Annotated in this window: 21 protein-coding genes, 1 tRNA gene and 2 rRNA genes (1 of these 24 running past the window's edge); 10 read left to right on the forward strand and 14 right to left on the reverse strand. The window is 63.5% G+C overall.

What is annotated here, in order from left to right; genetic code table 11:
• Positions 1 to 217 precede the first annotated feature (217 nt).
• From AC3G7M_RS01945 to AC3G7M_RS01980, 8 genes are all read left to right on the forward strand, one after another.
• Entirely contained in the window at positions 218 to 1,168 is a 951-nt protein-coding gene (locus AC3G7M_RS01945; protein ID WP_489214060.1) for a hypothetical protein, read from the forward strand.
• 99 nt (positions 1,169 to 1,267) lie between these two features.
• Positions 1,268 to 1,792, forward strand: coding sequence for a Fur family transcriptional regulator (locus tag AC3G7M_RS01950; RefSeq protein WP_489214061.1), 525 nt, complete (start codon positions 1,268 to 1,270; stop codon positions 1,790 to 1,792).
• A gap of 69 nt (positions 1,793 to 1,861) precedes the next feature.
• Positions 1,862 to 4,687 (forward strand): isoleucine--tRNA ligase, encoded by a 2,826-nt coding sequence (ileS, locus tag AC3G7M_RS01955; protein WP_489214062.1) that lies wholly within the window; start codon positions 1,862 to 1,864, stop codon positions 4,685 to 4,687.
• A 7-nt stretch (positions 4,688 to 4,694) separates the two neighbouring features.
• Positions 4,695 to 5,204: a signal peptidase II gene (gene lspA, locus AC3G7M_RS01960; RefSeq protein WP_489214063.1), complete on the forward strand. Its 510-nt coding sequence runs from the start codon at positions 4,695 to 4,697 to the stop codon at positions 5,202 to 5,204.
• 29 nt (positions 5,205 to 5,233) lie between these two features.
• A complete protein-coding gene (locus AC3G7M_RS01965; RefSeq protein WP_489214064.1) occupies positions 5,234 to 5,791 on the forward strand; it encodes a DUF3035 domain-containing protein in 558 nt (185 codons plus the stop codon).
• A gap of 8 nt (positions 5,792 to 5,799) precedes the next feature.
• Positions 5,800 to 6,570, forward strand: coding sequence for an SDR family NAD(P)-dependent oxidoreductase (locus tag AC3G7M_RS01970; protein ID WP_489214065.1), 771 nt, complete (start codon positions 5,800 to 5,802; stop codon positions 6,568 to 6,570).
• Between the two features lie 29 nt (positions 6,571 to 6,599).
• On the forward strand, positions 6,600 to 7,625 hold the full coding sequence (locus tag AC3G7M_RS01975) for an aldo/keto reductase (protein ID WP_489214066.1): 1,026 nt from the start codon (positions 6,600 to 6,602) through the stop codon (positions 7,623 to 7,625).
• Between the two features lie 4 nt (positions 7,626 to 7,629).
• A complete protein-coding gene (locus tag AC3G7M_RS01980; RefSeq protein ID WP_489214067.1) occupies positions 7,630 to 8,064 on the forward strand; it encodes a secondary thiamine-phosphate synthase enzyme YjbQ in 435 nt (144 codons plus the stop codon).
• A gap of 74 nt (positions 8,065 to 8,138) precedes the next feature.
• On the opposite strand, the gene AC3G7M_RS01985 is transcribed toward AC3G7M_RS01980, so the two are convergent.
• The 4 genes from AC3G7M_RS01985 to rpsF form a co-directional block, all read right to left on the reverse strand.
• The gene (locus tag AC3G7M_RS01985; RefSeq protein WP_489214068.1) at positions 8,139 to 9,452 is read right to left on the reverse strand and encodes a class I SAM-dependent methyltransferase; all 1,314 of its coding nucleotides are present in this window, start codon (positions 9,450 to 9,452) and stop codon (positions 8,139 to 8,141) included.
• 174 nt (positions 9,453 to 9,626) lie between these two features.
• Complete coding sequence (gene rplI / locus AC3G7M_RS01990) at positions 9,627 to 10,190, reverse strand: 50S ribosomal protein L9 (protein ID WP_489214069.1); 564 nt, start codon at positions 10,188 to 10,190, stop codon at positions 9,627 to 9,629.
• 12 nt (positions 10,191 to 10,202) lie between these two features.
• Positions 10,203 to 10,478, reverse strand: coding sequence for a 30S ribosomal protein S18 (rpsR, locus tag AC3G7M_RS01995; protein ID WP_489214070.1), 276 nt, complete (start codon positions 10,476 to 10,478; stop codon positions 10,203 to 10,205).
• A gap of 3 nt (positions 10,479 to 10,481) precedes the next feature.
• Positions 10,482 to 10,961 carry a 30S ribosomal protein S6 gene (gene rpsF, locus AC3G7M_RS02000; RefSeq protein WP_489214071.1) on the reverse strand — a complete coding sequence of 160 codons (480 nt, stop codon included), beginning with the start codon at positions 10,959 to 10,961 and terminating at the stop codon, positions 10,482 to 10,484.
• Between the two features lie 447 nt (positions 10,962 to 11,408).
• On the opposite strand from rpsF, the gene AC3G7M_RS02005 reads away from it, so the two are divergent.
• Positions 11,409 to 13,313, forward strand: coding sequence for a potassium transporter Kup (locus tag AC3G7M_RS02005; RefSeq protein ID WP_489214072.1), 1,905 nt, complete (start codon positions 11,409 to 11,411; stop codon positions 13,311 to 13,313).
• A 33-nt stretch (positions 13,314 to 13,346) separates the two neighbouring features.
• Here the strand turns inward: AC3G7M_RS02005 and AC3G7M_RS02010 are convergent, their stop codons facing one another.
• The 5 genes from AC3G7M_RS02010 to AC3G7M_RS02030 all read right to left on the reverse strand — a co-directional run bounded on the left by AC3G7M_RS02010 (position 13,347) and on the right by AC3G7M_RS02030 (position 19,885).
• Positions 13,347 to 14,981, reverse strand: coding sequence for an ABC transporter ATP-binding protein (locus AC3G7M_RS02010; protein ID WP_489214073.1), 1,635 nt, complete (start codon positions 14,979 to 14,981; stop codon positions 13,347 to 13,349).
• On the reverse strand, positions 14,978 to 16,018 hold the full coding sequence (locus AC3G7M_RS02015; RefSeq protein ID WP_489214074.1) for an ABC transporter permease: 1,041 nt from the start codon (positions 16,016 to 16,018) through the stop codon (positions 14,978 to 14,980). The genes AC3G7M_RS02010 and AC3G7M_RS02015 overlap by 4 nt, the downstream gene beginning before the upstream one ends.
• 6 nt (positions 16,019 to 16,024) lie before the next feature.
• Positions 16,025 to 17,086: a microcin C ABC transporter permease YejB gene (locus AC3G7M_RS02020; protein WP_489214075.1), complete on the reverse strand. Its 1,062-nt coding sequence runs from the start codon at positions 17,084 to 17,086 to the stop codon at positions 16,025 to 16,027.
• Positions 17,087 to 17,159: 73 nt separating this feature from the next.
• Complete coding sequence (locus AC3G7M_RS02025) at positions 17,160 to 18,998, reverse strand: extracellular solute-binding protein (RefSeq protein WP_489214076.1); 1,839 nt, start codon at positions 18,996 to 18,998, stop codon at positions 17,160 to 17,162.
• Between the two features lie 104 nt (positions 18,999 to 19,102).
• Positions 19,103 to 19,885 (reverse strand): inositol monophosphatase family protein, encoded by a 783-nt coding sequence (locus tag AC3G7M_RS02030; RefSeq protein ID WP_489214077.1) that lies wholly within the window; start codon positions 19,883 to 19,885, stop codon positions 19,103 to 19,105.
• Positions 19,886 to 20,154: 269 nt separating this feature from the next.
• Between AC3G7M_RS02030 and AC3G7M_RS02035 the strand changes: the two genes are divergently transcribed.
• Complete coding sequence (locus AC3G7M_RS02035; protein ID WP_489214078.1) at positions 20,155 to 21,012, forward strand: prephenate dehydratase; 858 nt, start codon at positions 20,155 to 20,157, stop codon at positions 21,010 to 21,012.
• A 17-nt stretch (positions 21,013 to 21,029) separates the two neighbouring features.
• Here AC3G7M_RS02035 and AC3G7M_RS02040 read toward each other — a convergent pair whose 3' ends face one another.
• The 5 genes from AC3G7M_RS02040 to AC3G7M_RS02060 all read right to left on the reverse strand — a co-directional run.
• Positions 21,030 to 22,166 (reverse strand): acyltransferase family protein, encoded by a 1,137-nt coding sequence (locus AC3G7M_RS02040; RefSeq protein WP_489214079.1) that lies wholly within the window; start codon positions 22,164 to 22,166, stop codon positions 21,030 to 21,032.
• A gap of 82 nt (positions 22,167 to 22,248) precedes the next feature.
• Positions 22,249 to 23,544, reverse strand: coding sequence for an amidase (locus AC3G7M_RS02045; protein WP_489214080.1), 1,296 nt, complete (start codon positions 23,542 to 23,544; stop codon positions 22,249 to 22,251).
• A 101-nt stretch (positions 23,545 to 23,645) separates the two neighbouring features.
• Positions 23,646 to 23,722 (reverse strand) — tRNA-Met (locus AC3G7M_RS02050).
• A gap of 60 nt (positions 23,723 to 23,782) precedes the next feature.
• Positions 23,783 to 23,897: ribosomal RNA gene (rrf, locus tag AC3G7M_RS02055) — 5S ribosomal RNA — on the reverse strand.
• 200 nt (positions 23,898 to 24,097) lie between these two features.
• Positions 24,098 to 25,560: ribosomal RNA gene (locus tag AC3G7M_RS02060) — 23S ribosomal RNA — on the reverse strand; it runs 1,277 nt beyond the window's last position.

Here is a 25,560-nt window from a genome sequence, read left to right on the forward strand (position 1 = left end):
GAAATACGACTTAAAGCGCGCTGGCCGGGCACAATGTCGTCATGCACCGGAGCCGAAAATTTCTATTTTCTGCAATTAACAGCCTTGCATTTCTACGAATTTCCTTACAAGTAAAGGGAAGACGAATCGACATGCTGCGGCGCATTACAGCTGCGTCATTAAAGACATCTATTTCGTCCGCGTTTTTACGCCCTTCATATTACCTGACAGAGTCACAATGCCGTCCCAGAAGCTTAATATCGACCAGCCTGCCGAGGCTACTGACGCGGCCGAGGCGCGGATGCGCCTGGCCCTTGGCCTGACCGGCTCCGGCCGACCGGCATCTGCCGGCCAGAGCGGCGCCTCGCAAAATCATGGGGCTCAGCAAGGGGCTTCGCATGCCCATGATGCGTCTCGCCCGCAGCGCCGCCGCTTCGCGCAGGACGGCGATGTGCCTGTCGTGATGCTGAGCAGAGGCCGCGATCCAGAAGCGGGCGGCGAAAATCGTGTTCACACCCTGTCTGTGGAATTGCGGGAGGAGCGCAGCGGCCGCATCAAGGCTGAACGCGCCTTGGACGAAGCCAATCTTAGCATTCAGTCTCTCAAAACCAAACTAGCCCATGCTGAAATGGCTTTTGAGGAACGGCTGCGTGAAGAACGCGACGCGCGCAGCAAGTTGGAAAGCCTGCGCATGGCAGATCAGGCTGCACGGCACCTGGCTGAAAAGAACGAAGCCGAAGCGGCCCTCGCGGTCTCCGTTTTGGAACGCCGCTTAAGCGAGCTGGAGACGGAAGCCGCAGAAACCAAGGCGGCGCTTGCCTCCGCAACCGCCACTGCCGCGGCGGCTGCGATTGCCAGTGCCAAGAACGATCTGTTCGGTGCAACAGACGCGGACGTGCCGGCGCGCAAGACCCGCGTGGCCCGCCGCGCGGCAGCGCCCCTGCTTGAACCTGAGGTCGAAGTCGAGGCGGAGGTCAAGGTCGAGGCAGCACTCGAACCGGACGTCAAGCGCAGCGCCCCCGCCAAGGCGACGAAGGTCGAAAAGCCTGGCGCCATGCGTCGCGCCTTAAAGACCGCGCCCCTGCCTGAGACCGAACCCGCTCAGGATGATCAGCCGATCGAATGGTGGCTGCCCAGCTTCCGTGCCGCCCGCACCACGGGCGCTGAGCGGAAACGGAAGACCCGCTAAAGGTCTGCCGTTTCGCCATCTGGGTCCGCGACAAAGCGAGGGGAGACCGTCGCCTGCAGCGGTTGACGCTCGCCCCCAAGCCGATTGAATTGCGACACCATGGTCGCCACCGTCTTTACACCGCATACCGAGCAGCTTCTGGAGCGTGCCGAGGCGTTCTGCGTCAGTCGCCATCAGCGGCTGACGGAGCAGCGTCGGCAGGTCCTTGGGCTTATTCTGGATAGCCCGCGCCCCTCCGGCGCCTATGACTTGCTCGACCGGCTGCGGATCGATGGCAAGCCGGCCGCACCCCCGACCGTCTATCGGGCGCTGGAATTCCTGACAGCCCAGGGACTGGTCCATAAGATCGAGCGCCTCTCAGCCTTCGTCGGCTGCGCTCATATGCTGCAGCCGGAGGCGCATGGACCCTGCGGACATGCGCATGCGCAGGCCCAGGGGGTCGAGGCGATCCAGTTCCTCATCTGCACCCAGTGCAACCGGGTTTTTGAAATCGCCGACGAGCGAATCCGCACCGCCATTGATGCCGCGGCCCGGGGGGCAGGGTTCCGGCCGGCCGGGGCGACGGTCGAGATCGAGGGGCTCTGCGCCGAATGCGCCGCGGCTCCTCCGCCCCTACAGAATTAGCGCGACTTCCCCGTTTCCAGATTCGCATTCACCCAGGAATTCGGCCATACCGCCGCCATGAACGATACCGTGACACAGTCCCAAAACACTCCTGCAGACGCTGCCGCCGCCCGCGATCAGGCCCCCGATTACCGGAAGACCGTCTTCCTGCCGCGGACCGCATTCCCGATGAAGGGCGACCTGCCCAAGCGCGAACCCGGCATGCTGGACGCCTGGGACAAGGCCGGGCTTTGGGAAAGCGTGCGCGCGGAATCAAAGGGCAAGACGCCGTTCGTCCTGCATGACGGCCCTCCCTACGCGAATGGCAATCTCCATCTCGGCCATGCACTCAATAAAATTCTGAAGGACGCCATCAACCGCGCCCATCAGATGGCCGGCTTCGATGCCCATTTCATTCCCGGCTGGGACTGTCACGGACTGCCGATCGAATGGAAGGTCGAGGAAGGCCATCGCAAGGCCGGCCGCAACAAGGACGAAATCCCCGTCCTGCAATTCCGCGCCGAATGCCGCGCCTATGCCGAGAAATGGCTGGCAATCCAATCGGAAGAGTTCAAGCGCCTCGGCATCATGGGGGATTGGGCGCACCGCTACGCGACCATGGACTTCACCTCAGAAGCCGCGATCGCCGCCGAAATCGGCCGCTTTCTGATGAACGGCGCGCTCTACCGGGGCCTGCGCCCGGTCATGTGGAGCCCGGTCGAGAAGACGGCGCTCGCGGAAGCCGAGATCGAATATCACGACCATAAAAGCGTCACCATCTGGGTGCGCTTCCCCGTCGTCTCCGGCGGTCCTGCCGCGATTGCCGGCAGTTCGATCGTCATCTGGACGACGACGCCCTGGACGATTCCGGCCAATCGCGCCATCGCCTATGGGCCCGAAATCGATTATCTGCTGCTCGAAGTCACGGCAGCCGCCGAAGGCGCGCGCGCGCGCGTCGGCGAACGCATCATGGTCGCCGCGGCACTCCTGGAGGCTTTCCTCAAGGAAACCGCCATCACCGGCCACACCGTCGTGGGGAGCTTCAAGGGCGAAGATCTGGCCGGCACCGTCACGGCGCATCCCTGGCGCGGCCAGGGCTATGATTACGACGTGCCCATGCTGCCGGCGGAATATGTGACGACGGAGGCCGGCACCGGCTTCGTCCATACCGCACCCACCCATGGCGAGGACGACTTCATCCTCGGCCGCGCGCATGGGCTGGAAGTTCCCGACACGGTCGGCGACGACGGCACCTATAACGCCTGGGTTCCGCTCTTCGCCGGCATCCATGTCTTCAAAGCGGCAGAGCCGGTTTGCGCCGCGCTGGAAGCGGCCGGCGGATTGCTGCACCGGAATGTGCTGGTACATTCCTACCCGCATTCCTGGCGTTCCAAGGCGCCTGTCATCTACCGCGCAACGCCGCAATGGTTCATCCGCATGGACGGACCCGAGGATATCCGCGGCCGCGCCCTTCAGGCGATTGCGGAAACCAAATTCATCCCCGAACAGGGCCGCAACCGCATCGCCAGCATGGTGGCCGCGCGGCCGGACTGGTGCGTCAGCCGCCAGCGTGCCTGGGGCGTGCCGATCGCGATCTTCGTCGATCGCCGCAGCGGTGAGCCCTTGCGCGATCCGGCGGTCATGGCCCGCGTCGTGGAGTTCTTCAAAACCGAAGGCGCCGATGCCTGGTACGCGCGCCCGGCCGCCGATTTCCTAGGCAATGAATACGATCCGACGCAGTACGAGCAGGTCCGCGACATCGTCGATGTCTGGTTTGAAAGCGGCTCCACCCATGCTTTCGTGCTGGAAGCGCGTGGCATGTCCTGGCCAGCCGATCTTTACCTGGAAGGCTCGGACCAGCATCGCGGCTGGTTCCATTCCTCCCTGCTCGAAGCGGTCGGCACCCGGGGCCGCGCGCCCTTCAAGGCCGTGCTGACACACGGCTTCCTGGTCGACGAGCAGGGCCGCAAGATGTCCAAGTCGCTCGGCAACGGGGTCGAGCCGCAGGACGTCATCGAGAAATACGGCGCCGATATTCTCCGGCTTTGGGTGATGTCCGCCGACGCGCGGGACGATCTCAGCATCGGGCCGGAAATCCTCAAGCAGCAGGGTGAGCTGTATCGCCGCCTGCGCAATACACTGCGCTGGCTGCTCGGCAGCCTGGACGGGTTCGAGGACAGCGAAATCCTGCCCGTGGCAGAACTGCCGGGGCTGGAGCGCTGGGTGCTGCACCGCCTGTCGGAGCTGGACGGCCTGCTGCGCGCGGCGATCGACAATCACGACTGGACCGGCGTCTATCCTGCCATCCACCATTTTTGCGCGACCGATCTCTCAGCCTATTACTTCGATATCCGCAAGGATGCGCTCTATTGCGACGGGCCGGACAGTTTGCGCCGCCGCGCCGTGCGCACCGTGCTGGACCAGTTGCATCGCAGCCTTGCCACCTGGCTGGCACCGGTTCTGGTCTTCACGGCCGAGGAGGCCTGGCAGATCCGCTTCGGCAGTGAAACCAGCGTCCATGCACAGCAATTCCCGACGATCCCGGCCGCGTGGCGCGACGACGCGCTGGCCGAGACCTGGGCGAAGGTGCGCGACATCCGCCGGCTGGGCACGACCAAGCTGGAAGCCATGCGCCAGGCTGGTCAGATCGGCGCCTCTCTCCAGGCTGCCGTTACCCTCGCCTTCCCGGCCGGCTCCGACACGCTGCTCTCGGCCGCGGATTGGGCCGATATGCTGATCGTCTCGACCGTTGATCTCGTCACGGGTGACCCGGTTTCAGCCGAAGCGACCGTTGCCGCGGGCGAGAAATGCGCCCGCTGCTGGCGCGTGCTGCCGGAAGTGGATGCAGGGACAAAGCTCTGCCTGCGCTGCACGGATGTCGTGGCCTCCAGCCTCACCTGCCAATCGGCCGGTTGAGACCAGCATGCGCAAAGGCATCATCCTCGCCGGCCTGCTCGCGGCCGTCATCGTCCTGTTCGCCGATCAGGCGAGCAAATGGTGGATTCTGCACGGTCTGAACCTGCCCGAGGTGGGTCAAGTGGTGATCCTGCCCGTGCTCAACTTCACCATGGTCTGGAATCGGGGCGTCACCTTCGGCCTGCTGACCGGTGACAGCGCCGTCGCCCATCTCGGTCTGGCGATCTTCGCTCTGGCCGTGGTGATCGTGCTGGCGGTATGGCTTACCCGCACGCAGCGCCTGATAATTGCCCTTCCCGTTGGGGCAATTGCAGGGGGGGCCCTTGGCAACGTCGCCGACCGGCTGCATTACGGCGCCGTGGTTGATTTCATCCAGGCCCATGCCTTCGGCTACTCATGGTATGTTTTCAACGTGGCGGATGCCGCCATCGTGTGCGGGGTCGCCGTGCTGGTGATCGACAATCTACTGCCCGGCCGGTCGGATACGACCGCGTCGGGTGCCAAGAATCGCGGCTAAGGGACGCAGGCATGGCCAGGATGACGACGATGCGGTGGACGCTGCTCATGGCACCGCTGATGCTGGCAGGCTGTTCCAGCGGGACGATGCAGACACTCGGCCTCCAGCGTAACCCGCCGGACGAGTTTCAGGTGACGACGCAGAGCCAGCTCGCGATGCCGCCGGACCTGAACTCCGCGGCGGCGGATCTGCCGGCCCCCAGCCCGGGCGCCCCGCGCCCGCAGGAAGTGGCCATTCCGGTCCAGGCCGAAAACGCCATGCTGGGCGGCGCCGCCCAGACCGGCGCCACGCCCAATACGGCTGGCGATCAAGCGTTCGTGGCCGAGGCCGGCCCCCCCGCGCCGCCCGATGTGCGGCAGCAGATCGACGTCCTGGCGGCACGCGACGCGAAGAGCCAGACACTCGGCAATCGCATGGACCCGTTCGGCCTGACCGTGGCGAAACCCGCCATTGTCGATGCCAAGCAGGAAAGCCAGCGGCTGCAAAAGAACGCCGCCCTCGGCCTCAGCCCGGCCAATGGCAGCACGCCGCTGGTCAAACCCAAAAGCCACGGCCCGCTCGGCGACCTGCTCGACAAGATTTTCTGAGGATAACCATGATGAGCAGCCGCTTCGCGATCTATCCCAGCCTGCAAGGACGGCGCGTTCTGGTAACAGGCGGCGCCTCGGGTATCGGCGCCGGCATCGTCGAGCATTTTGTGGCCCAAGGCAGCCATGTCGGCTTTCTCGATCTGGATGAGACAGCGGCCAGCACGCTGCTCGGGAAACTGCCGGCCGATGCCGTCGCCCATTTTGAAAAGGTCGATCTGCGCGACATCCCGGCGGTGCGCGCCGCGATCGAGTCTCTGCGCAGTAAGCTCGGCGGAGGCTTTACGGTTCTCGTCAACAACGCCGCGCGCGATGACCGTCACGCCATCGACGAGATCACGCCCGAATACTGGGACGATCGTATGGCTACCAACCTGCGCCACCAGTTCTTCTGCGCGCAGGCTGTGAAGGATGACATGATTGCGGCCGGAGGCGGCGTGATCATCAATATGAGTTCCAACAGCTTCCTCCTCGGCCAGGGCGGGATGCCGGCCTACACGGCGGCTAAATCCGCGGTCATCGGCCTCACTCGGGCGCTCGCGCGTGATCTCGGGCCGCATCACATCCGGGCGAACACCGTCTATCCGGGGTGGATCATGACCGAGCGTCAGCTCAACATGTGGATGACACCTGAGGCCGATGCCAAGCGCGCGGCGGGACAATGCATCCCTGACCGCCTGCACCCTGCCGATGTCGCGCGCATGGTCCTGTGGCTGGCGGCGGATGACAGCCTGCTGGTAACGGCCCAGGATTTCATCGTGGACGGAGGCTGGCGCTAGCCTTCTGTCCTTTGCGGGAGGGTTAGGTGATGGAACACAGACGTCTTGGCCGGTCGGGCTTCATGGTGCCCGTTCTGAGCTTCGGTACTGGCACCTTTGGCGGACGTGGTGAGTTCTTTCAGGCCTGGGGCGCCACCGATGTCGCGGAAGCCAGCCGCCTGATCGACATCTGCCTGGAAGCCGGGCTGAATATGTTCGACAGCGCCGATATCTATTCCGCGGGTGGCGCCGAGGAAGTGCTGGGCGCCGCCATCAAGGGTCGCCGCGACAAGCTCCTGATCTCGACCAAGGCGACCTTCCGCGCGGGGGATGGCGCCAATGAGGTCGGCTCGTCCCGCTTTCACCTCATCCGGTCCGTCGAGCAGTCCCTCAAGCGGCTCGGCACCGATTACATCGACCTTTTCCAGCTGCACGGCTTCGACGCGATGACGCCGGTCGAGGAAACCCTCTCGACGCTGGATGACCTCGTGCGCGCTGGCAAGATCCGCTACGTCGGCTGCTCGAATTTTTCCGGCTGGCATCTGATGAAGTCGCTGGCGGTGGCCGAGAAATACAACCTGCCGCGCTACGTCGCGAACCAGACCTATTACTCGCTCATCGGCCGCGATTACGAGTGGGAGCTGATGCCGCTCGGCCTTGAGGAAGGCGTCGGCGCCGTCGTCTGGAGTCCGCTCGGCTGGGGCCGCCTCACCGGCAAGATCCGCCGCGGCCAGCCCCTGCCTGAAGGATCGCGCCTGCATAAGACCGCCGATAGGGGGCCGCCGGTGCCAGACGAGCACGTCTATACTGTCGTCGCCGCGATGGACGAGATCGCGCAGGAAACCGGCAAAACCGTGCCGCAGATCGCGCTCAACTGGCTGCTGCAGCGGCCGACCGTCGCAACCATCATCGTCGGCGCCCGCAACGAGGAACAGCTGCGCCAAAACCTCGGTGCCGTCGGATGGAACCTGACGCCCAAGCAGGTCGCGAAGCTGGATCAGGCGAGCAGCGTCACCCTCCCTTATCCCTATTGGCACCAGCGCGGCTTTACCGAGCGCAATCCGGCGCCGGTCTGAGCGCATGCGCCAGGCGACCCATCGTCTTTCCATCCAGACGCGAGGCAAGGGGCTGACGGAAATCACGTCGCCTGTCTCGGCCTGGGTGGAGGCCCAGGGGATGGAGACGGGGCTGCTGACGCTGTGGTGCGCTCACACATCCGCGTCACTCGCGGTGACGGAAAACGCGAGTCCCGAAGTTCTGGAGGACATCGGCGAAGCTTTCGAGCGGCTGGTGCCGGAGGATCGGGGCCAGCCCGGCGGCCAGCGCTACATCCATTCCCTGGAAGGGCCCGATGACATGCCGTCCCATATCCGCGCGCTGCTGACCGGTCCGCAGCTGACGATTCCCCTCGTCGAGGGCCAGCTCGCCCTGGGTACCTGGCAGGGCATCTTCCTGTTTGAGCATCGCACCCGCCCGCACCGGCGGCAGGTGGTGCTGCATCTCATCGGAGACTAGGCGCGGCTTCAGACTCTCCCCTGGACCTTCCTGGTGTGGGGTTTATCGGCTAATCCCGCCGGTCCGTGTGGCCTTCAGGCGGAGACGCTGACGTCCGCCGGTGCCGGTGCGGCCGCGGGGGCGGTCACCGGCACGAAGGCCTCTGCTTTGGCCGCGGCGGGCACCGCGCTCATCATCCGGTGCTCGGTCTCAGTAATATAGTCGCGCGCCGTCGGCACGGCCGTTTGCACCCGCGTCAGCTGCACCTGGAAATTGACATGTTCCTGGTAGCGGAAGGCGAGTTCCGATCCCGCCAGATAGAATTCAAACATGCGGCAGAAACGCTCATCATACAGCGTCTGGATCGCATCCCGGTTGGCCGCGAAGCGGCGGCGCCAATGGCGCAGGGTCTCGGCATAATGGAGGCGCAGCACTTCGACATCGGTCGCGATCAGGCCGGACCGCTCGATCGGCAGCATCATTTCGGACAGCGCCGGAGAATAGCCGCCCGGAAAGATGTATTTTTCGATCCAGGCATTGGTCGTGCCAGGGCCGTCGCTGCGTCCGATGGTATGGATCAGGGCAACGCCGTCATCCTTCAGCGTCCGCTTCACCATGCCGAAATAGGTGGCGTAATGGTTTATGCCGACATGCTCGAACATGCCGACGGACACGATGCGGTCAAAGCGTTCCTGCACGGCGCGATAGTCGATCAGCTCGAACTTCACGCGGTCGGACAGGCCTTCGGCCTCGGCGCGGGCCCGCGCTTCGGCCAGCTGTTCCGTCGATAGCGTGATGCCGGTCACGCGCGCGCCATAGTCGCGCGCCAAGGTCAGCGCCATGCCACCCCAGCCGCAACCGATATCAAGCACGCTGAGATCAGGACGATCGAGCTTCAGCTTGGCCGCAATGTGATGCTTCTTGGCAAGCTGCGCCTCCTCCAGGGTTTCGTCGCCGCGGGGGAAGTAGGCGCAGGAATATTGCCGGTCACGATCCAGGAATAGGCTGTAGAGCCGGCCGCTAAGATCGTAATGATGCGCGACATTGCGGCGCGAGCGGACGGCGTTGTTAAGCTGCTTGAAGCGCCGGAAGATGGTGCCCAGCACCATGCGGGCATTCATGATCGGCATCGCGCTCATGCCGGCGGACTGCAAATTGGCGAGCATCACTTCCATCGCCTGGTAGATCGAACAATCGACCGGCACCAGAAGACCGTCCATATACAGCTCGCCGACGGCCAGGCCGGGATTGAGCACGATCGCCCGAACCGCCTTGTCGTCCGTCAGCTTAATCGCATGGGCGCCGTCCCTGTCGGGACCATATAAGGTTTTCTCACCATTCGGCCAGATAATGACCAAGCCGCCCTTCCTGATCATGCGTTTCAGAAGGCGATCAAGGATCTGTCGCATTACCACTCTCTCGTCTTACGACGCGGGCCGGGCGAAATCCGGGCCCACTACACATTACGGAAATGATAATGCGCTCAGGCTCGGCAAAGGTGCAAGCAGGGTGAGTCAGAAAAGAAAAAGGCCGCCCGGTTTTCACCGGACGGCCTTTTTTGGTGGATCGGCAGGTCGCCCTGATCAGGCGGCCGGCTCTTCTTCCTCAGTGCCGAAGATATCGGCCGGCGCTTCGTTCTGATCGTCAGCCGCACGACCGACCGCCTCACCGCGAAGCTGCTTCTCAGCTTCCTCAGTGGAACGGGCGACATTGACGCTGACGTCAATCACGACTTCGGGATGCAGCACGACGCGGACGGCACGAACGCCCAGCGTCTTGATCGGGTGATCAAGCTCGACCTGAGACCGATCGATGCCGAGACCGCCGGCGGTCGCACCTTCGGCGATGTCGCGGCTGGAGACGGAGCCATACAGGCTGCCGCTGTCACCGGCCTGACGGATCAGGGTCACGGTCAGGCCGCGCACGCGCTCGGCCACGGCCTGCGCTTCCTCACGGCGCTGAAGGTTCTGAGCCTCCAGGTGCACGCGCTCCTGCTCGAAGCGAGCGGCGTTGTCCTTGGTGGCGCGCAGCGCCTTCTTCTGCGGGAGCAGGAAGTTGCGGGCATAGCCCGGCTTCACGCGCACGCGGTCGCCCATCTGGCCCAGCTTGGGAACGCGCTGGAGCAGGATGACTTCAATAGCTGCCATGATCGGTCTCCCTCAGCTCAGAACATAGGGGAGCAGCGCCAGGAAGCGGGCGCGCTTGATAGCCCGCGCCAGCTCACGCTGCTTGCGGGCGGAGACCGCCGTGATGCGGGACGGCACGATCTTGCCGCGCTCGCTCAGGAAGCGGGACAGCAGACGCACGTCCTTGTAGTCGATCTTCGGCGCGTTCGGGCCGGAGAAGGGGCAGGACTTCTTGCGGCGGTAGAACGGGCGGCGGGCGCCAACGGCGGCGCGACGGGCAGCCGGATTGACTTCTGTCGAATCAGACATGGATCAGATCTCCTCCTGCAGACCGCGACCGCGGTCATCCTCGTCATCCCGCGGGCCGCGATATTCTTCGCGGGCACGGAATTCTTCGCGGTCGTCATAGCGGCGGCGGCCGCTATCGAAACGGCCAGCGGGCTTCGGCCCACGGAAGCCGCGATCGTCAGACTTGCGCGCGAGAACGGCGGACGGCGCCTCGTCGATCTCATCGACGCGGATCGTCATGAAGCGCAGCACGTCTTCGTTCAGACGCAGCTGGCGTTCCACTTCGGCCAGCGCCTTGGGCTCGATCTCGAGGCCGAGGAGCACGTAATGGCCCTTGCGGTTCTTCTTGATACGGTAGGCAAGGCTGCGCAGACCCCAGTATTCGCGCTTGCGCACCAGGGCGCCTTCGCCTTCAACCTGAGCCACGACGACGTCAGTCAGGGTATCGACCTGCTGCTGCGTGATTTCGCTGCGTCCTATAACGACGCATTCATATAGAGGCATAGATGTCCCTCCGGATGTATCGGCTTGGTATCCACCTTCCGGGAGTCCGGGCGCGGCCAAGCACAGCCGAGGTGATGCCTTCACCACGGCAGGGAGCGGGGCAAAGGCGCAGATCTTGCGTGAATCTGCAAGGCAAAGCTGATCTGCAAGGGGTTTATGCGTCCACAGTCCTTCGCAACCGCAACACCGCCATGCTTGCGCTCCGCTGTCATCCCAGCGTAAGGCTCCGTCCAGATGCATTGCAGAGGCAGGGTGTTACCTGGATTGCCTTGGCTGCGCCCCGGCCTGCATGCCGCAGGCTACCCAACCCAGTTTACGCGACCACTCTGATACTGCCTGTCTGGATGCCATGTACCGAGGCTCTGTTCTGAGTTTGCTCCGCCCGATCACCCGACTCCCGCGCATTCTCGCTGACGACCGGCGCTCGACGACAAAAATACGGACCCGATGAACAGCTCGACCACGACCGCCGCAGACGCCACGCACCCTGTGCGGAATGCCGTGACCCCTGCCCTTCTCCTGGGCGTTCTCGGAATCGTCTATGGCGATATCGGCACCAGCCCGCTCTACGCGCTCTCGACCTGTCTTACCTTTTTCGGCCGGGCCGGCATGACCGATACGACTGTCCTCGGCACGCTTTCGATGATCTTCTGGGCCTTGGTCATCACCGTCACCGTCAAATATGTGACCTTCGTGATGCGCGCCGACAATAACGGCGAAGGCGGCATTCTGACGATGATGGTGCTGGCGCAGCGTGTCTGCCGCCGGCCTCAGGTGGCCTCCGCCGTGGTCCTGATCGCCATCATCGGCGCCTGCCTCTTCTTCGGGGACGGCATGATCACCCCGGCGATCTCGGTCTTGTCTGCGATCGAAGGGCTTGAGGTCACCTCACCCCTGTTCAAGCCGGCCGTGCTGCCGTTGTCTGTTCTGGTCATCGGCCTGCTGTTCGCCTTCCAGTATCGCGGCACGGCCACGATCGGCCGCATCTTCGGCCCGGTCATGGCCATCTGGTTTCTGTCGATCGGCGCCCTCGGGCTGGTGCAGATCGTGCACAACCCCTCGGTTCTGCGCGCCTTATCGCCGAGCTACGTGGTGTTTTTCGCCATGAACCATGGTCTCGTCACGTTTGTGACTCTCGGCTCGGTGGTTCTGGCCGTGACCGGCGCCGAAGCGCTCTACGCCGATATGGGCCATTTCGGCCGCAAGCCGATCCAGCGCGCCTGGACTTTCTTCGTGCTGCCCTGCCTGGCGCTCAATTACTTCGGCCAGGGCGCGCTTGTCCTGCGTGACCCCAATACGCTCGACAATCCGTTCTTCCTGCTCTGTCCGCCAGTGCTGCGCGTGCCCATGGTCATTCTGGCAACCGCCGCGACCGTCATCGCGAGCCAGGCCATGATCTCGGGCGCCTATTCGGTCGCCCGCCAATGCGTGCAGCTCGGCTTCATTCCCCGCATGATCGTGCGCCATACCAGCGAGACCGAGGAGGGCCAGATCTATGTCCCGCAGGTCAATACCATGCTGCTGATCGGTGTGCTGGTGCTCGTCCTCGCCTTCAAAAGCAGCGCCTCGCTGGCCTCGGCCTATGGCGTCGCGGTCACGGGCACTTTCACCTGCACGACGATCCTCGCCGCCCTGGTCTTTCGCCGTCAGTTCAAATGGTCCCGCTCCGCGGTGCTCGGCGTCTTTGGTCTCTTCTTCGTCCTCGACGCGATTTTCTTCATCTCCAACCTGCTAAAGGTGCCGGAGGGCGGCTGGGTGCCGATTGCAGTCGCGATCGTGCTGATGGCGACGATGACAAGCTGGAAGCGCGGCCGCGAGCTGATGCTGCAGCGCTGGAAACAGGACAGTCTGCCGCTGAATTCCTTTCTGGCGCGGCTGCCCGCCTCCCGCATCATCCGGGTACCGGGCACCGCTGTCTTTCTCACCGGCAACGGCGCCTATGTGCCCAATGCCCTGCTCCACAATCTCAAGCACAATAAGGTCCTGCACGAGCGGGTGTTTCTCGTCACCGTGCAGACGGCTGACGTACCGGAAGTGCCCTTGCATGAGCGGCTGGAGGTTGAGGAACTGGCGCCCCAGATCAACCGCGTGACGGTCAAATACGGCTTCAAGGAAAGCCCCAATATTCCACGGGCCTTGGAAGAGCTGCGCGTGCAGGGCGTGCCTTTTGACGCCATGCAGACGAGCTACTTCCTGGGGCGTGAGGTCATCGTCCCGGCGCTCGTGCCCAAACTCTCCTTCTGGCGCCTGTGGCTGTTCCTGGTTCTGTCACGCAATGCCGTGCCCGCGACGGAGTTCTTCCGCATCCCCAGCGACCGCGTCGTCGAACTCGGCGTCCGCATCGCAATCTGACGCGCGGATCTCGCTCGCGCATCAGACAGAAAATCAATCCACCAATTCGGGCGCTTCCGGCTCGTCGAGATTTGTCGCGATAGCGCGGCCCTCAAAGGCCGCCGCAATCAGCGCCCGCGTGTAATCCTGGTGCGGCTCGGCGAAGATGCGCTCTGCCGGCCCCTCCTCCACCACGCGGCCCCGCCGCAGCACGATGATGCGATGGGCTAGCGCGCGTACAATCCGCAGATCGTGGCTGATGAACAGATAAGCGAGGCCGTGGTCGGCCTGTAGCCGGCGCAGCAGATCGACGATCTGCGTCTGCACCGATCGGTCCAGCGCGCTGGTCGGCTCATCCAGCACCACGAATCGCGGCTCCAGCACCATGGCGCGGGCGATGGAAATGCGCTGGCGCTGCCCGCCCGAGAATTCATGCGGATAGCGCTCAAGGGCGGTCTGCGGCAGCCCGACCTCATGCAGCACGGCGGCCACCCGCTCATGCCGCTCCGCCCGGCTGAGCTTGGGGAAATGCACCTTCAGCCCTTCGGCGATGATCTCCTGCACCGTCAGCCGCGGTGACAGGCTGCCATAAGGGTCCTGGAAGACGATCTGCATATCGGCGCGCAAGCTGCGGCGCTTCCGCTCGGCCAGCTCCGCGATGTTCTGGCCCGCGAACAGAATACGGCCCTGCGCCTGCTCCAGTCCCAGCATGGCGAAACCCGTCGTTGTCTTGCCGGAGCCGCTTTCGCCGACCAGACCGACGGTCTCGCCTTCCCTGACCATAAGCGAGACATCGTCGACCGCCGCGACATGGTCCACGGAGCGGCGCATGACGCCGCGACGTATCGCGAAGCGGACACTGAGATTCTCGGCGCTGATGACCGGCTTTGCCGTGGCCGCGACCGGTGACGGGCCGCCTTTGGGCTCGGACGCCAGCAGCATGCGCGTATAGGGGTGACTTGGTCTGGCGAAAATCTCTGCAACCGTCCCGGTCTCGACGATCCGTCCGGCCTTCATCACGGCCACCCGGTCGGCATGCTGCTTCACGATGCCCAGGTCATGCGTAATCAGCAGCAGCCCCAGGCCGCGCGCGGCCTTCTGCGCGTCGAGGAGCGCCAGGATCTGCGCTTCGATGGTGACATCCAGCGCCGTCGTCGGCTCGTCGGCGATCAGCAGCGCCGGGTCATTGGCAAGCGCGATCGCGATCATCACGCGCTGGCGCTGCCCACCTGAAAGCTGGTGCGGAAACGCGTCCAAGCGATGTTCGGCATCCGCAAAGCCGGCCTGTTCCAGCAAGGTGATCGCGCGGCGGCGCAAGCCATCGCGGCCGAGACCGGCCTTGCTGTGCAGACGCACGGCTTCCGCCACCTGGCGTCCCACGCGATGCAGCGGGTTGAGGCTGGTCATGGGCTCCTGGAAGATCATGCCGACGCGGCCGCCGCGGATGCGGCGCAGATCGGCCTCCCGCATGCCGGTGATCTCGTTGCCTTCGATTTCGATTCGGCCCGAGGCGACCGTCGAGCCCGGCGGCAGAAGGCGCAGCATGGACAAGGCCGTCAGCGACTTGCCGGACCCACTTTCACCGACGAGCGCCAGCGTCTCGCCGGCGGCAACCGTGAAGGACACGTCCTGCACCACGGCGCGGTCCCCGAAGGAGACGGACAATCCCTCTACAACAACAAGACTCATCGGAAACCTGTCTTCCGGGGGTTGAAGGCATCCCGCACCGCTTCACCCACAAAGACCAGCAGGATGAGCAATCCACCAAGCACGACAAAGGCGGTGATGCCAAGCCAGGGCGCCTGCAAATTGTCCCGGCCCTGCGAGACGAGTTCCCCCAGCGAGGGCGAGCCGGGCGGCAGGCCGAAGCCCAGGAAGTCCAGGCTGGCCAGGATCGTGACGGAGCCTGACAGGGTGAAAGGCAGAAAGGTCAGCGTTGCGACCATGGCATTGGGCAGAATATGCCGGCGCATGACGGCGAAATCGGACACGCCCAGGGCTTTCGCCGCACGGACGTAATCCAGCGTGCGGCCGCGCAGAAATTCCGCCCGCACCACGCCCGTCAGATTGATCCAGTTGAACAGCAGCAGAAACAGCAGCAGCACCCAGAAGGACGGGGCGATGATCGAGGACAGGATAATGAGCATGAACAGATCCGGCAGACCGGACCAGATTTCGATGAAGCGCTGAAACAGCAGATCGGTCAGGCCGCCGTAGTAGCCTTGCACAGCACCGGCCAGGATACCGATGGCGGACGCTAGCGCTGTGAGCGTGAAACCAAACAGCACGGAAATGCGGAAGCCGTAGATAACGCGCGCCAGCACGTCCCGCGCCTGGTCATCCGTGCCCAGCCAGTTGCGCCAGGAGGGCGGCGACGGCGCAGGACCGCCCAGACTGGTCACCGTCGTATTGTAGCTGAAGGGAATCAGCGGCCAGATCATCCAGCCATGGGCGCGGATGGCGGCCGCCACATCGGGATCTGAATAATCGGCTTCCGTCGGCATGAAGTCCGGGCCGAAGCGGTCCTCGCTATAGTCGTGCAGCACAGGGCAGAGGAAATGCCCGTCGAAGCGGATCAGCAGCGGCCGGTCGGTCGCCACCACATTCGCGCACAGGCTGATGGCAAACAGAACGAGAAAGACCCAAAAGGCATAGAAGCCACGGCGGTGGGCGCGAAAGGCGGCGAGCCGGCGCCGGTTGAGCGGGGAGAGGGTCCAGCGCGCCATCTCGCCTCAGCGCCGGGCCGAAAAATCGATGCGGGGATCGACCACGGTGTACAGGATATCCCCCACGATCTGCATCAACAGGCCCAGCAGGGAGAAAACATACAGCGTGCCGAACATAACCGGGTAATCGCGTTGCAAGGCGGCCTGATAGCCCAACTGCCCCATGCCGTTGAGCGAGAAGATGATTTCGATCAGCAGGGCGGAGGTGAACAGGATGCTGATGAAAGCGGCTGGGAACCCTGCCACGATCAGCAGCATCGCATTGCGGAACACATGGCCGTACAGCACCCGCAGGTTGCTCGCGCCCTTCGCCCGCGCCGTAAGGACATAATGCTTGCCGACCTCTTCCAGAAAACAGTTCTTGGTCAGCATCGTCAGGCTCGCGAAACCGCCGACCACCATGGCGACCGTCGGCAGCACCATGTGCCAGGCGTAATCACCTATCCGCGCCGGCCAGCTCCAGGCGGCCGATCCCACCGTCGTCAATCCGCGCAGCGGAAACCACTGGAAGGCGGTGCCGCCTGCGAAGACCACAATCAGCATGATGGCGAAGAGAAAGCCGGGAATGGCGTAGCCGATCAGCACGATCAGCGTCGTCACCAGATCGAAGCGGCTGCCGTCCCGCGTTGCCTTGGCGATGCCGAGCGGGATCGAGATCAGATAAATCAGCAGTGTCGACCACAGGCCGAGCGATATGCTGACCGGTATGCGCTGCAGGATCAGGCTCCAGACAGATTGGCCAAGGAAGAAGCTCTGGCCGAGATTGAGTGTCAGATAGCCCTTCAGCATCAGCAGAAAGCGCGTCAGCGGCGGCTTGTCGAAGCCGAACATATGCCGCATTTCCGCGACCAGATGCGGGTCCACGCCTTGCGCGCCGCGATAGAGGCCGCCTGGCGGCGCACCCGATTCGCTTGCTCCCGGCAGCATGCCCGCGCGCGCCTTGAGCGTCGCAATCTCCTGCTCGACCGGCCCGCCGGGCGCGAATTGCACCACGACGAAATTGATCGCGATGATGCCGAACAAGGTGGGAATGATCAGGGCCAGTCGGCGCAGAAGATAGCCGAGCATGGCTCAGCCGCCCCGTCTGTTGATGGGTCGGCGGGCCACGAGGTCTCCGGTCATGAGGTTTAAGCTCGGGACGTCAGCTCGCATTCGTATGATGGCGCTGCGTGTCGGTGATCGTGGCCTTGGCCTGATCGATCCACCAGCTGTCGATATCGAAACCGGCGCGCAGCGGCTGGGTCGGAAAGCCGAAGACATCCCAGAAAGCCAGCCGATAGGCGCCCAGATGCCATTGCGGCACTACATACCAGTTCCAGAGCAGAACCCGGTCGAGCGCATGGGTCGCGGCATACAGCGTATCGCGGTCATTCGCGGCGATCACCGCGTTGATCAGCGCATCCACAACCGGACTGGAGACGCCCATCTGGTTGGTGCTGCCGGTCAGTTTGGCGGCGGCGGAACTCCAGTAATCGCGTTGCTCGCTGCCAGGGACATCCGATTCTGGAAAGAGCACAACCGTCATGTCATAATCGAAACTATCCATCCGGGTCTGATATTGCGCAGGATCGATGACCCGGACCGACACATCGATGCCCAGCCGCTTCAGATCCTGCGCATAAGGCAGGGTGACGCGCTCGAAGGAGGGGTCGTTCAGCAGAATCTCAAAAGCCATGGTCTCGCCGGCCGCATTCTTCAGCTTGCGGTCCTGCACCGTCCATCCTGCCTGCTCCAGCAAATGCAGTGCCGCTATCAGTGCCGGGCGGTTATTGCCCGAACCATCATTCACCGGCAGCGTGAAGGGCTTCGTAAAAAGATCGGGCGGCAATTGCGCCCGGAAGGGTTCCAGCAGCGCCAATTCGGCACCCGTCGGGACGCCGGAAGACGCGAGGTCGCTATTGCTGAAATAGCTCAGCGTGCGCTGATAGCCGCCAAAGAACAGAACTTTGTTCGCCCATTCAAAATCATAGGCAAAAGCGATGGCCTGGCGAATGCGCGGGTCACTGAACACCGCCCGGCGCGTATTCATGCCATAGCCCTGCATGCCCGTCGGCAGGCGGTCTGTAAAAACCTGCTTCTTCACCAGCTTTTTCTGAACCGCTGGAAAATCGTAGCCGGTGAACCAGTTCTTGGCGATATTCTCGTTACGGAAGTCAATGTCGCCGGCCTTGAAGGCCTGCATCGCGACCGCGGGATCGCCGAAATAGTCGAAGGTAACGCGATCGAAATTGTAGAAGCCGCGGCACACCGGCAAGTCGGCAGCCCAGTAATCGGTGCGGCGCCTATAGGTGACAGAGCGGTTCAGCGCCAGGCTCTCGACCTTATAGGGGCCTGACCCCAGTGGCGGATCGGTCAAGGGCGCTGTGAAATCACGCCCTTTCCACCAAGCCTGCGGCAGCACGGAAAGCTGGCCCAGGATCAGGGGCATTTCGCGCGGCGCGCCGGGTTTAAGCCTGAAGACAACCTGACGCTCAGCGGTCGCAGCCGCCGTATCCACTGCGGCGTAATACTGCTGATATAGAGGCTGGCCCTTGGCGCACAGCGTCTGGAAGGTCCAGACCACGTCGCTCGCCAGAACGGGCGATCCATCGGCGAATTTGGCTTCTGGTCGCAGCGTGAAGGTCACGCTGCTGTGGTCGGGCGCCGCGGCGACGCTCTCGGCCAAAAGGCCATAGGCCACGTCGACTTCGTCAGAATTAGGCCGCAGCAGAGTGTCCCAGATGTAATTGGCCCCTGCCGCCGGCGTTCCCCGGATGATGAAGGGATTGAAACTGTCGAAACCGCCGACTTCACTGAAGGTCACCGATCCACCCTTGGGTGCGTTCGGATTGACGTAGGGGAAGTTCTTGAAATCGCTTGGCAAGGCAGGCGCGGCAATAACGCCGACGCCATAGCCACTCTGCGGGACAGTCTGCGCCCGCAAAGCCCAAGGCGTCGCCACAAGTCCGGCGCTCGCAGCCAAAAAGGTCCGTCGCTGCATCCACACTCCCCGAACGATCTTGGCTATCAAGACGGCAATGAAACAATGGGGGCAATCAGTGCGAACTGAAAGCCCCAGGAGATGGCCGGACGCTGACGGTTTCGTCAGGCCAGATGCTGGACGACACTGGGCAGCAGCGCCGGGTCACCCAAGGCCACCACACGCCCGCTGGTGCCAAGCCGCAGCGGCGCCCCCGTCCAGTCGGTGACGCTGCCACCGGCCCCGGTGACGACAGGTACCAGCGCCGCCCAGTCCCAGGGCTTGAGGTCGTCCTCGACGATGAGGTCGATCTGACCGAGCGCCAGCAGCCCGAAGCCATAGCAATCCCCGCCCCAGCTGGTGCGGCGCACGGCGCGGCGCAAGCCCTCGAACTTGGGACGGGTCTCGTCCGTAAAGATATCTGGACTGGTGCAGGAGAGTTCGGCCTCTCGCAGCGTCGGGCAGGGACGGCAGCCGGCACGGCCGCCCAAGGGCCCGGTGAACGCGGTGGGCTGGCCGGTCACACCCACCCAGCGCTCGCCGGTGATGGGCTGATCAATAATGCCGATGACCGGCACCCCGTCCTGCAGCAGGGCGATGAGCGTGCCGAAGGTCGTGCGGCCGGTGATAAAGGCGCGCGTGCCATCGATCGGGTCCAGCACCCAGGTAAAGCCGCTTTGTCCACCCTCGGTTGCGCCAAATTCCTCGCCTATGATGCCGTGATCCGGGCAATGCTCAGCCAGAACCGCGCGCATCGCCTGCTCCGCAGCCCGGTCCGCAAGCGTCACCGGGCTATCGTCGGCCTTGTCATCGGCCTGCAGGCCCATGCGAAAATAGGGGCGTACGGCATCGGCCGCGGCATCGGCCGCGGCCAGGGCGACCGGCAGGTAATCCATCACAACAGCCATCAGGAAATCCGCTTCACTTAAGGTCTGGAAAGAGAAGGAATAGTCCGGTCAGAGACCACTTCTGGGGCGGATCGGCAAGCGCCGACGGCCCTTTTATCCGCTCCAAACCGCCTCGTCGCGGTTGGTTCGGGACAATCCCGGCAATCCGCGATTGGAGATGCGTGCGAAAGGCTTCTTGTCGCTGGTAGAGGGAATGGCTACCAGCGGAGCGACCGCGCGGTCATCGTGTGGATCGCCCGCGGATCTGAGCGGCGACGGAGGATTCTGGCATGACCCAAGGTGCGATTTCATTCCAGGGCGTGCCCGGCGCCTATTCCGATCTCGCCTGTCGCAAGGCGCACCCGGAGCTGGCGCCGCTTCCTTGTGAGACTTTCGAGGCGACGATCGACGCCGTGCGCGAAGGCCGCGCCCAGCTCGCCATGCTCCCGTGCGAGAATACGCTCGCCGGACGCGTGCCGGATATCCATTCCCTGCTGCCCGATAGCGGCCTCGCCATTGTCGGCGAGCATTTCGAGCGGGTCGAGCATTGCCTGCTTGGCATACCGGGCTCCAGCCTTGGCACCATCAAGCGTGTCCATAGCCATGCGGTGGCACTGGGCCAGGTGCGCCGGCTGCTGCGCGACCATGGCATGCAGCCGGTGGTGGAGGCGGATACCGCCGGCAGCGCCGCTCTGGTCGCCTCCTGGGGCCGCATAGAGGATGGCGCCATTGCCTCATCCCTCGCGGCCGAGCTGTACGGCCTCGATATCCTGCTGCGGAATGTCGAAGATGCAGCCCACAACACGACACGCTTCTATGTCGCGGCGCGTGAACCGCGCCTGCCGCCGCCCGAGGCCCCGGGGCTGATGACGAGCTTCGTCTTCCGCGTCCGCAACGTGCCGGCGGCACTCTACAAGGCGCTTGGCGGGTTCGCGACCAACGGCATCAATATGACCAAGCTGGAAAGCTATATGGTCGGAGGTCAGTTCACCGCGACGCAGTTCCTTTGCGATGTCGAAGGCCATCCTGAACATCCCGCGCTGCGGCGTGCCCTGGAGGAACTCGCCTTCTTTTCGCGCGAAATCCGCGTGTTGGGCGTCTATCCGGCAGCCTCGTTCCGACTGGCCCAGAAGAACGCGGCTGACTGAGGCAGGCCGCGTCCCGCTCAGCCCGCGGCCGCCTCTTCCCGCGCCTGAGCTGGCAGGCGCCTACTCGGCCCCTCGCTTCTTTGGTCCCGCCTGGGCTCCGAAGGGCTTGTACGGTTGCGCTCCATCCAGCGTGCAATACGGCCGCCGAGCTTGCGGAACGGCTCCTCGATGAGCAGCCAGGTCAGGGTCGCCAGCGCCAGGCCGGCGGCCAGCACGCCCATCACCCAGACCAGGCCATTGACCCCATGGCTGAAGGGCAAGCGGCTGGCGGGAAAGCGGGTCCAGGCCAGGCCGATGATCTCCTCGTGGATCAGGTAGAAGGAGAAAGACACCTTGCCGAGCCACAGGCAGGGGCGGGCATGCAGCACCCAGGCAACCACGCCCTTGTCGTAGGAAATGCTCAGGATCAGGAGGGCGGCAAAAATCGGCACATAGGTCCCGGCGCCGATCGCAGCTGAGCCGATGATGCCGCCGAGCCCTGTCAGCTCGATCACAGTGGTCAGGGCCTGACCCGGCACAGGCACGCGCTCGCTGGCCAGCCTGATCGCCATGCCCAGACCGAAGCCGACCAGGCCGCGCGCGATCGCGCCATCCCCCCAGACATAGAGATCATAGATTTGCAGGTGATGCTCGACCGCTGCCAGCACCAGGATGACCGGGACAAGCGCCCATAGCCTTGCGTGGCGCAGCGCCATGATGGCCAGCGGGAACAGCAGGTAGCAGACAAGCTCGACGGAAATCGACCAGCTGACCGCGTTCCACATCAGCCGATGATAGAGAAAGGGTTGCAGCAGCAGGGCGAAGGCGGGCAGCCAGCGCAACTGCTGCGCTTCGTTATGGACGCCGAAACGGAGATAGGCATCGAACCACAGCAGTACCATGCCGGCGGTCACCGCGAGATGCATCGGATAGACGCGGAAGACGCGCCGGGTCAGGAAGGCACCCAGATTGCGCCAGGCAAAGCCCCGATAAACCGCAGCCATGATAAAGCCGCTGAGGATGAAGAAGATATCGACGCCGGCGTAACCATAATGGGAGAGGCCTGGCCACAGACTGTAGCCAACATCGGCCATGCCGAGCTGATAATGCAGCGACGCGACCCATAGGGCCGCGAAGCCACGAATAGCGGTAAGGGGGACGCTTTCCTGGCGCATCGCCCCTTTCTGGGGGGTGGCAGCAAGCCGGGTCAAATCAAAAACATTAACGAGCTGATCCGAATTTGGACCAGTGCCGCCTTCAGGCGAGCGCGGTTTCGACCGCCAGGGCCGCCGCCAGCAAGGTGCTATCCGTGCCGTGCCGTCCGAGCAGCATCAGTCCCATGGGCAAGCCCTCCGTCGTCATCGGCAGAGAAATGCCGCACAGGTCGAAGAAATTGGCGAAGCTCGGATTGCGGAGGATGAGCCCGTTGATCGTCTGAAAAGCCTGCGTATCCGCAACTGATTCCAGGGTTGGCGCCACCATCGGCACCGTCGGCATGGCGAGAATGCGACCATCGGCCAGTTCAGCGTCGAGCGCTGCAATCAGCTGCTGCCGACGGCGCAGCGTCGCGACATAGCGCGGTGCCGTCACCTGCACGCCACCCAGAATGCGGGCAAGGACTTGGGGGTCAAACGCCGCACGGTTGCTGTCCAGATGGGCGGCATGGATTTCGGCGGCCTCCACGGGCACAATCGGCGCGTCGGCCAGCGCCGTGCGCATGGCCCCGATCAGCGGGCCGATTTCGGCCCAGATGATCTGGGCGCCGCTTTTTTCGAGCTGGCGCAGCGTGGCTTCAAAGGCGCGGAAGACCGCAGGCTCCAGCCCTTCCAGGAATTCCTCGACTACGGCGATCGTCAGGGCAGAAAGCGGCACAGGGGCCAGCGCGTGCGGGGTCACGGCCGCCATGACCGCGTCAGCCTCGGCGCAGAGGCGCACGCCCGCGGCCAGCGGCCCAATCGAGTCCAGGGTATAAGACAGCGGAAAGGCACCTTCCCGCGGCACCCGGGCGGCCGTTGGCTTGAAGCCGGTGACCCCGTTCAGCGCAGCCGGAATCCGCACCGACCCGCCGGTATCCGTGCCGATGGCGATATCGCAAAGACCCAGCGCCGCCGCGACACCAGCGCCTGAGGATGAGCCACCCGGCACGCGGCTCGGATCGCGGGCATTGCCGGGCGTGCCCCAATGCGGATTGAGGCCGAGGCCGGAATAGGCGAATTCGGTCATATTGGTCTTGCCGATGATAACCGCTCCGGCCGCGCGCAGGCGCTGCACGATCACCGCATCCTGGGCGGCGGGCGCAGCGTCGCGCAGCATGGCCGACCCTGCGGTTGTCGGCTCACCGGCGACATCGAACAGATCCTTGATGCTGATGAGCACACCATCCAGGGGGCCGCGGCTTGCGCCGGACTGCTTGCGGCGATCGGACTCGTCTGCGGCGGCACGGGCGGCATCATGATAGAGACGGGTAAAAATAGCCGGATCGGTACCGGGATCGGCGATACGGGCGAAGATCGCCTCCAGCCGGTCGCGCGCAGGTATTCTGTGATCTGGCATCCGCTTTCTCCGTCTCGCAAGCTGAGAGCGAAGACTAGGCCTTGTTTCCCGGCGCCGCACAATGTGCACCGGAGACGTGGCCGATTGAAATTGATGAGATATGGTTGCGGGGACAGGATTTGAACCTGTGACCTTCAGGTTATGAGCCTGACGAGCTACCGGGCTGCTCCACCCCGCGGGGGTGCTGCGTGCGTTGGTTTGCGCGCAGGGGAAGGTATGACAAAGGGTGGGTTGGAAGACCTGGCGGCGACCTACTCTCCCGCGCCTTAAGACGCAGTACCATGGGCGCTGGGGAATTTCACGGCCGAGTTCGGGATGGGATCGGGTGCAGGCTCCCCGCTATGGCCACCAGGTCGTCCAACCCACCCTTTGTATGGTGGTGTGTGAACGGGGTTTGGCGAGGTTTCATCGGCGCAGGCGCCGATGAACGAGCGAGAGAGAGGGATGTGCGTTTATGCGGTTCCATTTCTCTATTTTTGGCCTGCCGGGTTGGATAGGCGGCGGCGGGCCAAAAATCAAAAAGCTTGGATGATTGCTGTGCAGGATGGTGAGTGTAATGAGCCTATCGGGTGATTAGGACCGGTTAGCTGAACGCGTTACCGCGCTTTCACATCCGGCCTATCGACGTGGTGGTCTACCACGACCCTCAGGGAGACCTCGTTTTGAGGTGGGTTTCCCGCTTAGATGCTTTCAGCGGTTATCCCGTCCATACTTAGCTACCCGGCTGTGCCGCTGGCGCGACAACCGGTACACCAGAGGTATGTTCATCCCGGTCCTCTCGTACTAGGGACAAATCCTCTCAAGTCTCCTTCACCCACGGCAGATAGGGACCGAACTGTCTCACGACGTTCTAAACCCAGCTCACGTACCACTTTAATCGGCGAACAGCCGAACCCTTGGGACCTGCTCCAGCCCCAGGATGTGATGAGCCGACATCGAGGTGCCAAACCTCCCCGTCGATGTGGACTCTTGGGGGAGATCAGCCTGTTATCCCTAGAGTACCTTTTATCCGTTGAGCGATGGCCCTTCCACGCGGGACCACCGGATCACTATGGCCGACTTTCGTCTCTGATCGAGCTGTCGCTCTCACAGTCAGGCGGGCTTATGCCATTGCACTCAGCAGCCGATGTCCGACCGGCCTGAGCCCACCATCGCGCGCCTCCGTTACACTTTGGGAGGCGACCGCCCCAGTCAAACTGCCCACCATGCAGGGTCCTGAACCGGGATAACCGGTCTCAGTTAGACATCAGAAGCGCCCAGGGTGGTATTTCAAGGATGGCTCCACCTGAGCTAGCGCCCGGGCTTCAAAGCCTCCCACCTATCCTACACAGTGCTCCCCTGATGCCACTGCAAAGCTGCAGTAAAGGTTCATAGGGTCTTTCCGTCTGACCGCGGGTACCCCGCATCTTCACGGGGAATTCAATTTCGCTGAGCCCATACCGGAGACAGTGGGGAAGTCGTTACGCCATTCGTGCAGGTCGGAACTTACCCGACAAGGAATTTCGCTACCTTAGGACCGTTATAGTTACGGCCGCCGTTTACCGGGGCTTCAATTCAGTGCTTGCACACCTCCTCTTAACCTTCCGGCACCGGGCAGGCGTCAGACCCTATACGTCATCTCTCGATTTCGCAGAGCCCTGTGTTTTTACTAAACAGTCGCTACCCCCTGCTCTGTGCCACCCGCCCATGGTTGCCCACAAACGGGTCTCGCTTATCCCGAAGTTACGCGAGCAATTTGCCTAGTTCCTTCGATATGGTTCTCTCAAGCGCCTTGGTATTCTCTACCAGTCCACCTGTGTCGGTTTCGGGTACGGTCTATATGCTGGAGCTATTTCCTGGAATGCGCAAAAAGCCGGGACAATCCAATAAGCCCCGACAACATCTTGCATTCGTCACTTCCAGCAGGCTCAGGAATATTCACCTGATTCCCATCGACTACGGCTTTCGCCCTCACCTTAGGGGCCGGCTAACCCTGCGCGGATTAACCTTGCGCAGGAACCCTTGGACTTTCGGCGA

It is taken from the genome of Acidisoma sibiricum (genome assembly GCF_057837225.1).

Excerpts from the sequence above, each read along its gene's own strand:
- AC3G7M_RS01945 (WP_489214060.1), top strand. The coding sequence starts at position 218 with ATGCCGTCCCAGAAGCTTAATATCGACCAGCCTGCCGAGGCTACTGAC.
- AC3G7M_RS01950 (WP_489214061.1), top strand. The coding sequence starts at position 1,268 with ATGGTCGCCACCGTCTTTACACCGCATACCGAGCAGCTTCTGGAGCGT.
- lspA (WP_489214063.1), top strand. The coding sequence starts at position 4,695 with ATGCGCAAAGGCATCATCCTCGCCGGCCTGCTCGCGGCCGTCATCGTC.
- AC3G7M_RS01965 (WP_489214064.1), top strand. The coding sequence starts at position 5,234 with ATGCGGTGGACGCTGCTCATGGCACCGCTGATGCTGGCAGGCTGTTCC.
- AC3G7M_RS01970 (WP_489214065.1), top strand. The coding sequence starts at position 5,800 with ATGATGAGCAGCCGCTTCGCGATCTATCCCAGCCTGCAAGGACGGCGC.
- AC3G7M_RS01975 (WP_489214066.1), top strand. The coding sequence starts at position 6,600 with ATGGAACACAGACGTCTTGGCCGGTCGGGCTTCATGGTGCCCGTTCTG.
- AC3G7M_RS01980 (WP_489214067.1), top strand. The coding sequence starts at position 7,630 with ATGCGCCAGGCGACCCATCGTCTTTCCATCCAGACGCGAGGCAAGGGG.
- AC3G7M_RS01985 (WP_489214068.1), bottom strand. The coding sequence starts at position 9,452 with ATGCGACAGATCCTTGATCGCCTTCTGAAACGCATGATCAGGAAGGGC.
- rplI (WP_489214069.1), bottom strand. The coding sequence starts at position 10,190 with ATGGCAGCTATTGAAGTCATCCTGCTCCAGCGCGTTCCCAAGCTGGGC.
- rpsR (WP_489214070.1), bottom strand. The coding sequence starts at position 10,478 with ATGTCTGATTCGACAGAAGTCAATCCGGCTGCCCGTCGCGCCGCCGTT.
- rpsF (WP_489214071.1), bottom strand. The coding sequence starts at position 10,961 with ATGCCTCTATATGAATGCGTCGTTATAGGACGCAGCGAAATCACGCAG.
- AC3G7M_RS02005 (WP_489214072.1), top strand. The coding sequence starts at position 11,409 with ATGAACAGCTCGACCACGACCGCCGCAGACGCCACGCACCCTGTGCGG.
- AC3G7M_RS02010 (WP_489214073.1), bottom strand. The coding sequence starts at position 14,981 with ATGAGTCTTGTTGTTGTAGAGGGATTGTCCGTCTCCTTCGGGGACCGC.
- AC3G7M_RS02015 (WP_489214074.1), bottom strand. The coding sequence starts at position 16,018 with ATGGCGCGCTGGACCCTCTCCCCGCTCAACCGGCGCCGGCTCGCCGCC.
- AC3G7M_RS02020 (WP_489214075.1), bottom strand. The coding sequence starts at position 17,086 with ATGCTCGGCTATCTTCTGCGCCGACTGGCCCTGATCATTCCCACCTTG.
- AC3G7M_RS02025 (WP_489214076.1), bottom strand. The coding sequence starts at position 18,998 with ATGCAGCGACGGACCTTTTTGGCTGCGAGCGCCGGACTTGTGGCGACG.
- AC3G7M_RS02030 (WP_489214077.1), bottom strand. The coding sequence starts at position 19,885 with ATGGCTGTTGTGATGGATTACCTGCCGGTCGCCCTGGCCGCGGCCGAT.
- AC3G7M_RS02035 (WP_489214078.1), top strand. The coding sequence starts at position 20,155 with ATGACCCAAGGTGCGATTTCATTCCAGGGCGTGCCCGGCGCCTATTCC.
- AC3G7M_RS02040 (WP_489214079.1), bottom strand. The coding sequence starts at position 22,166 with ATGCGCCAGGAAAGCGTCCCCCTTACCGCTATTCGTGGCTTCGCGGCC.
- AC3G7M_RS02045 (WP_489214080.1), bottom strand. The coding sequence starts at position 23,544 with ATGCCAGATCACAGAATACCTGCGCGCGACCGGCTGGAGGCGATCTTC.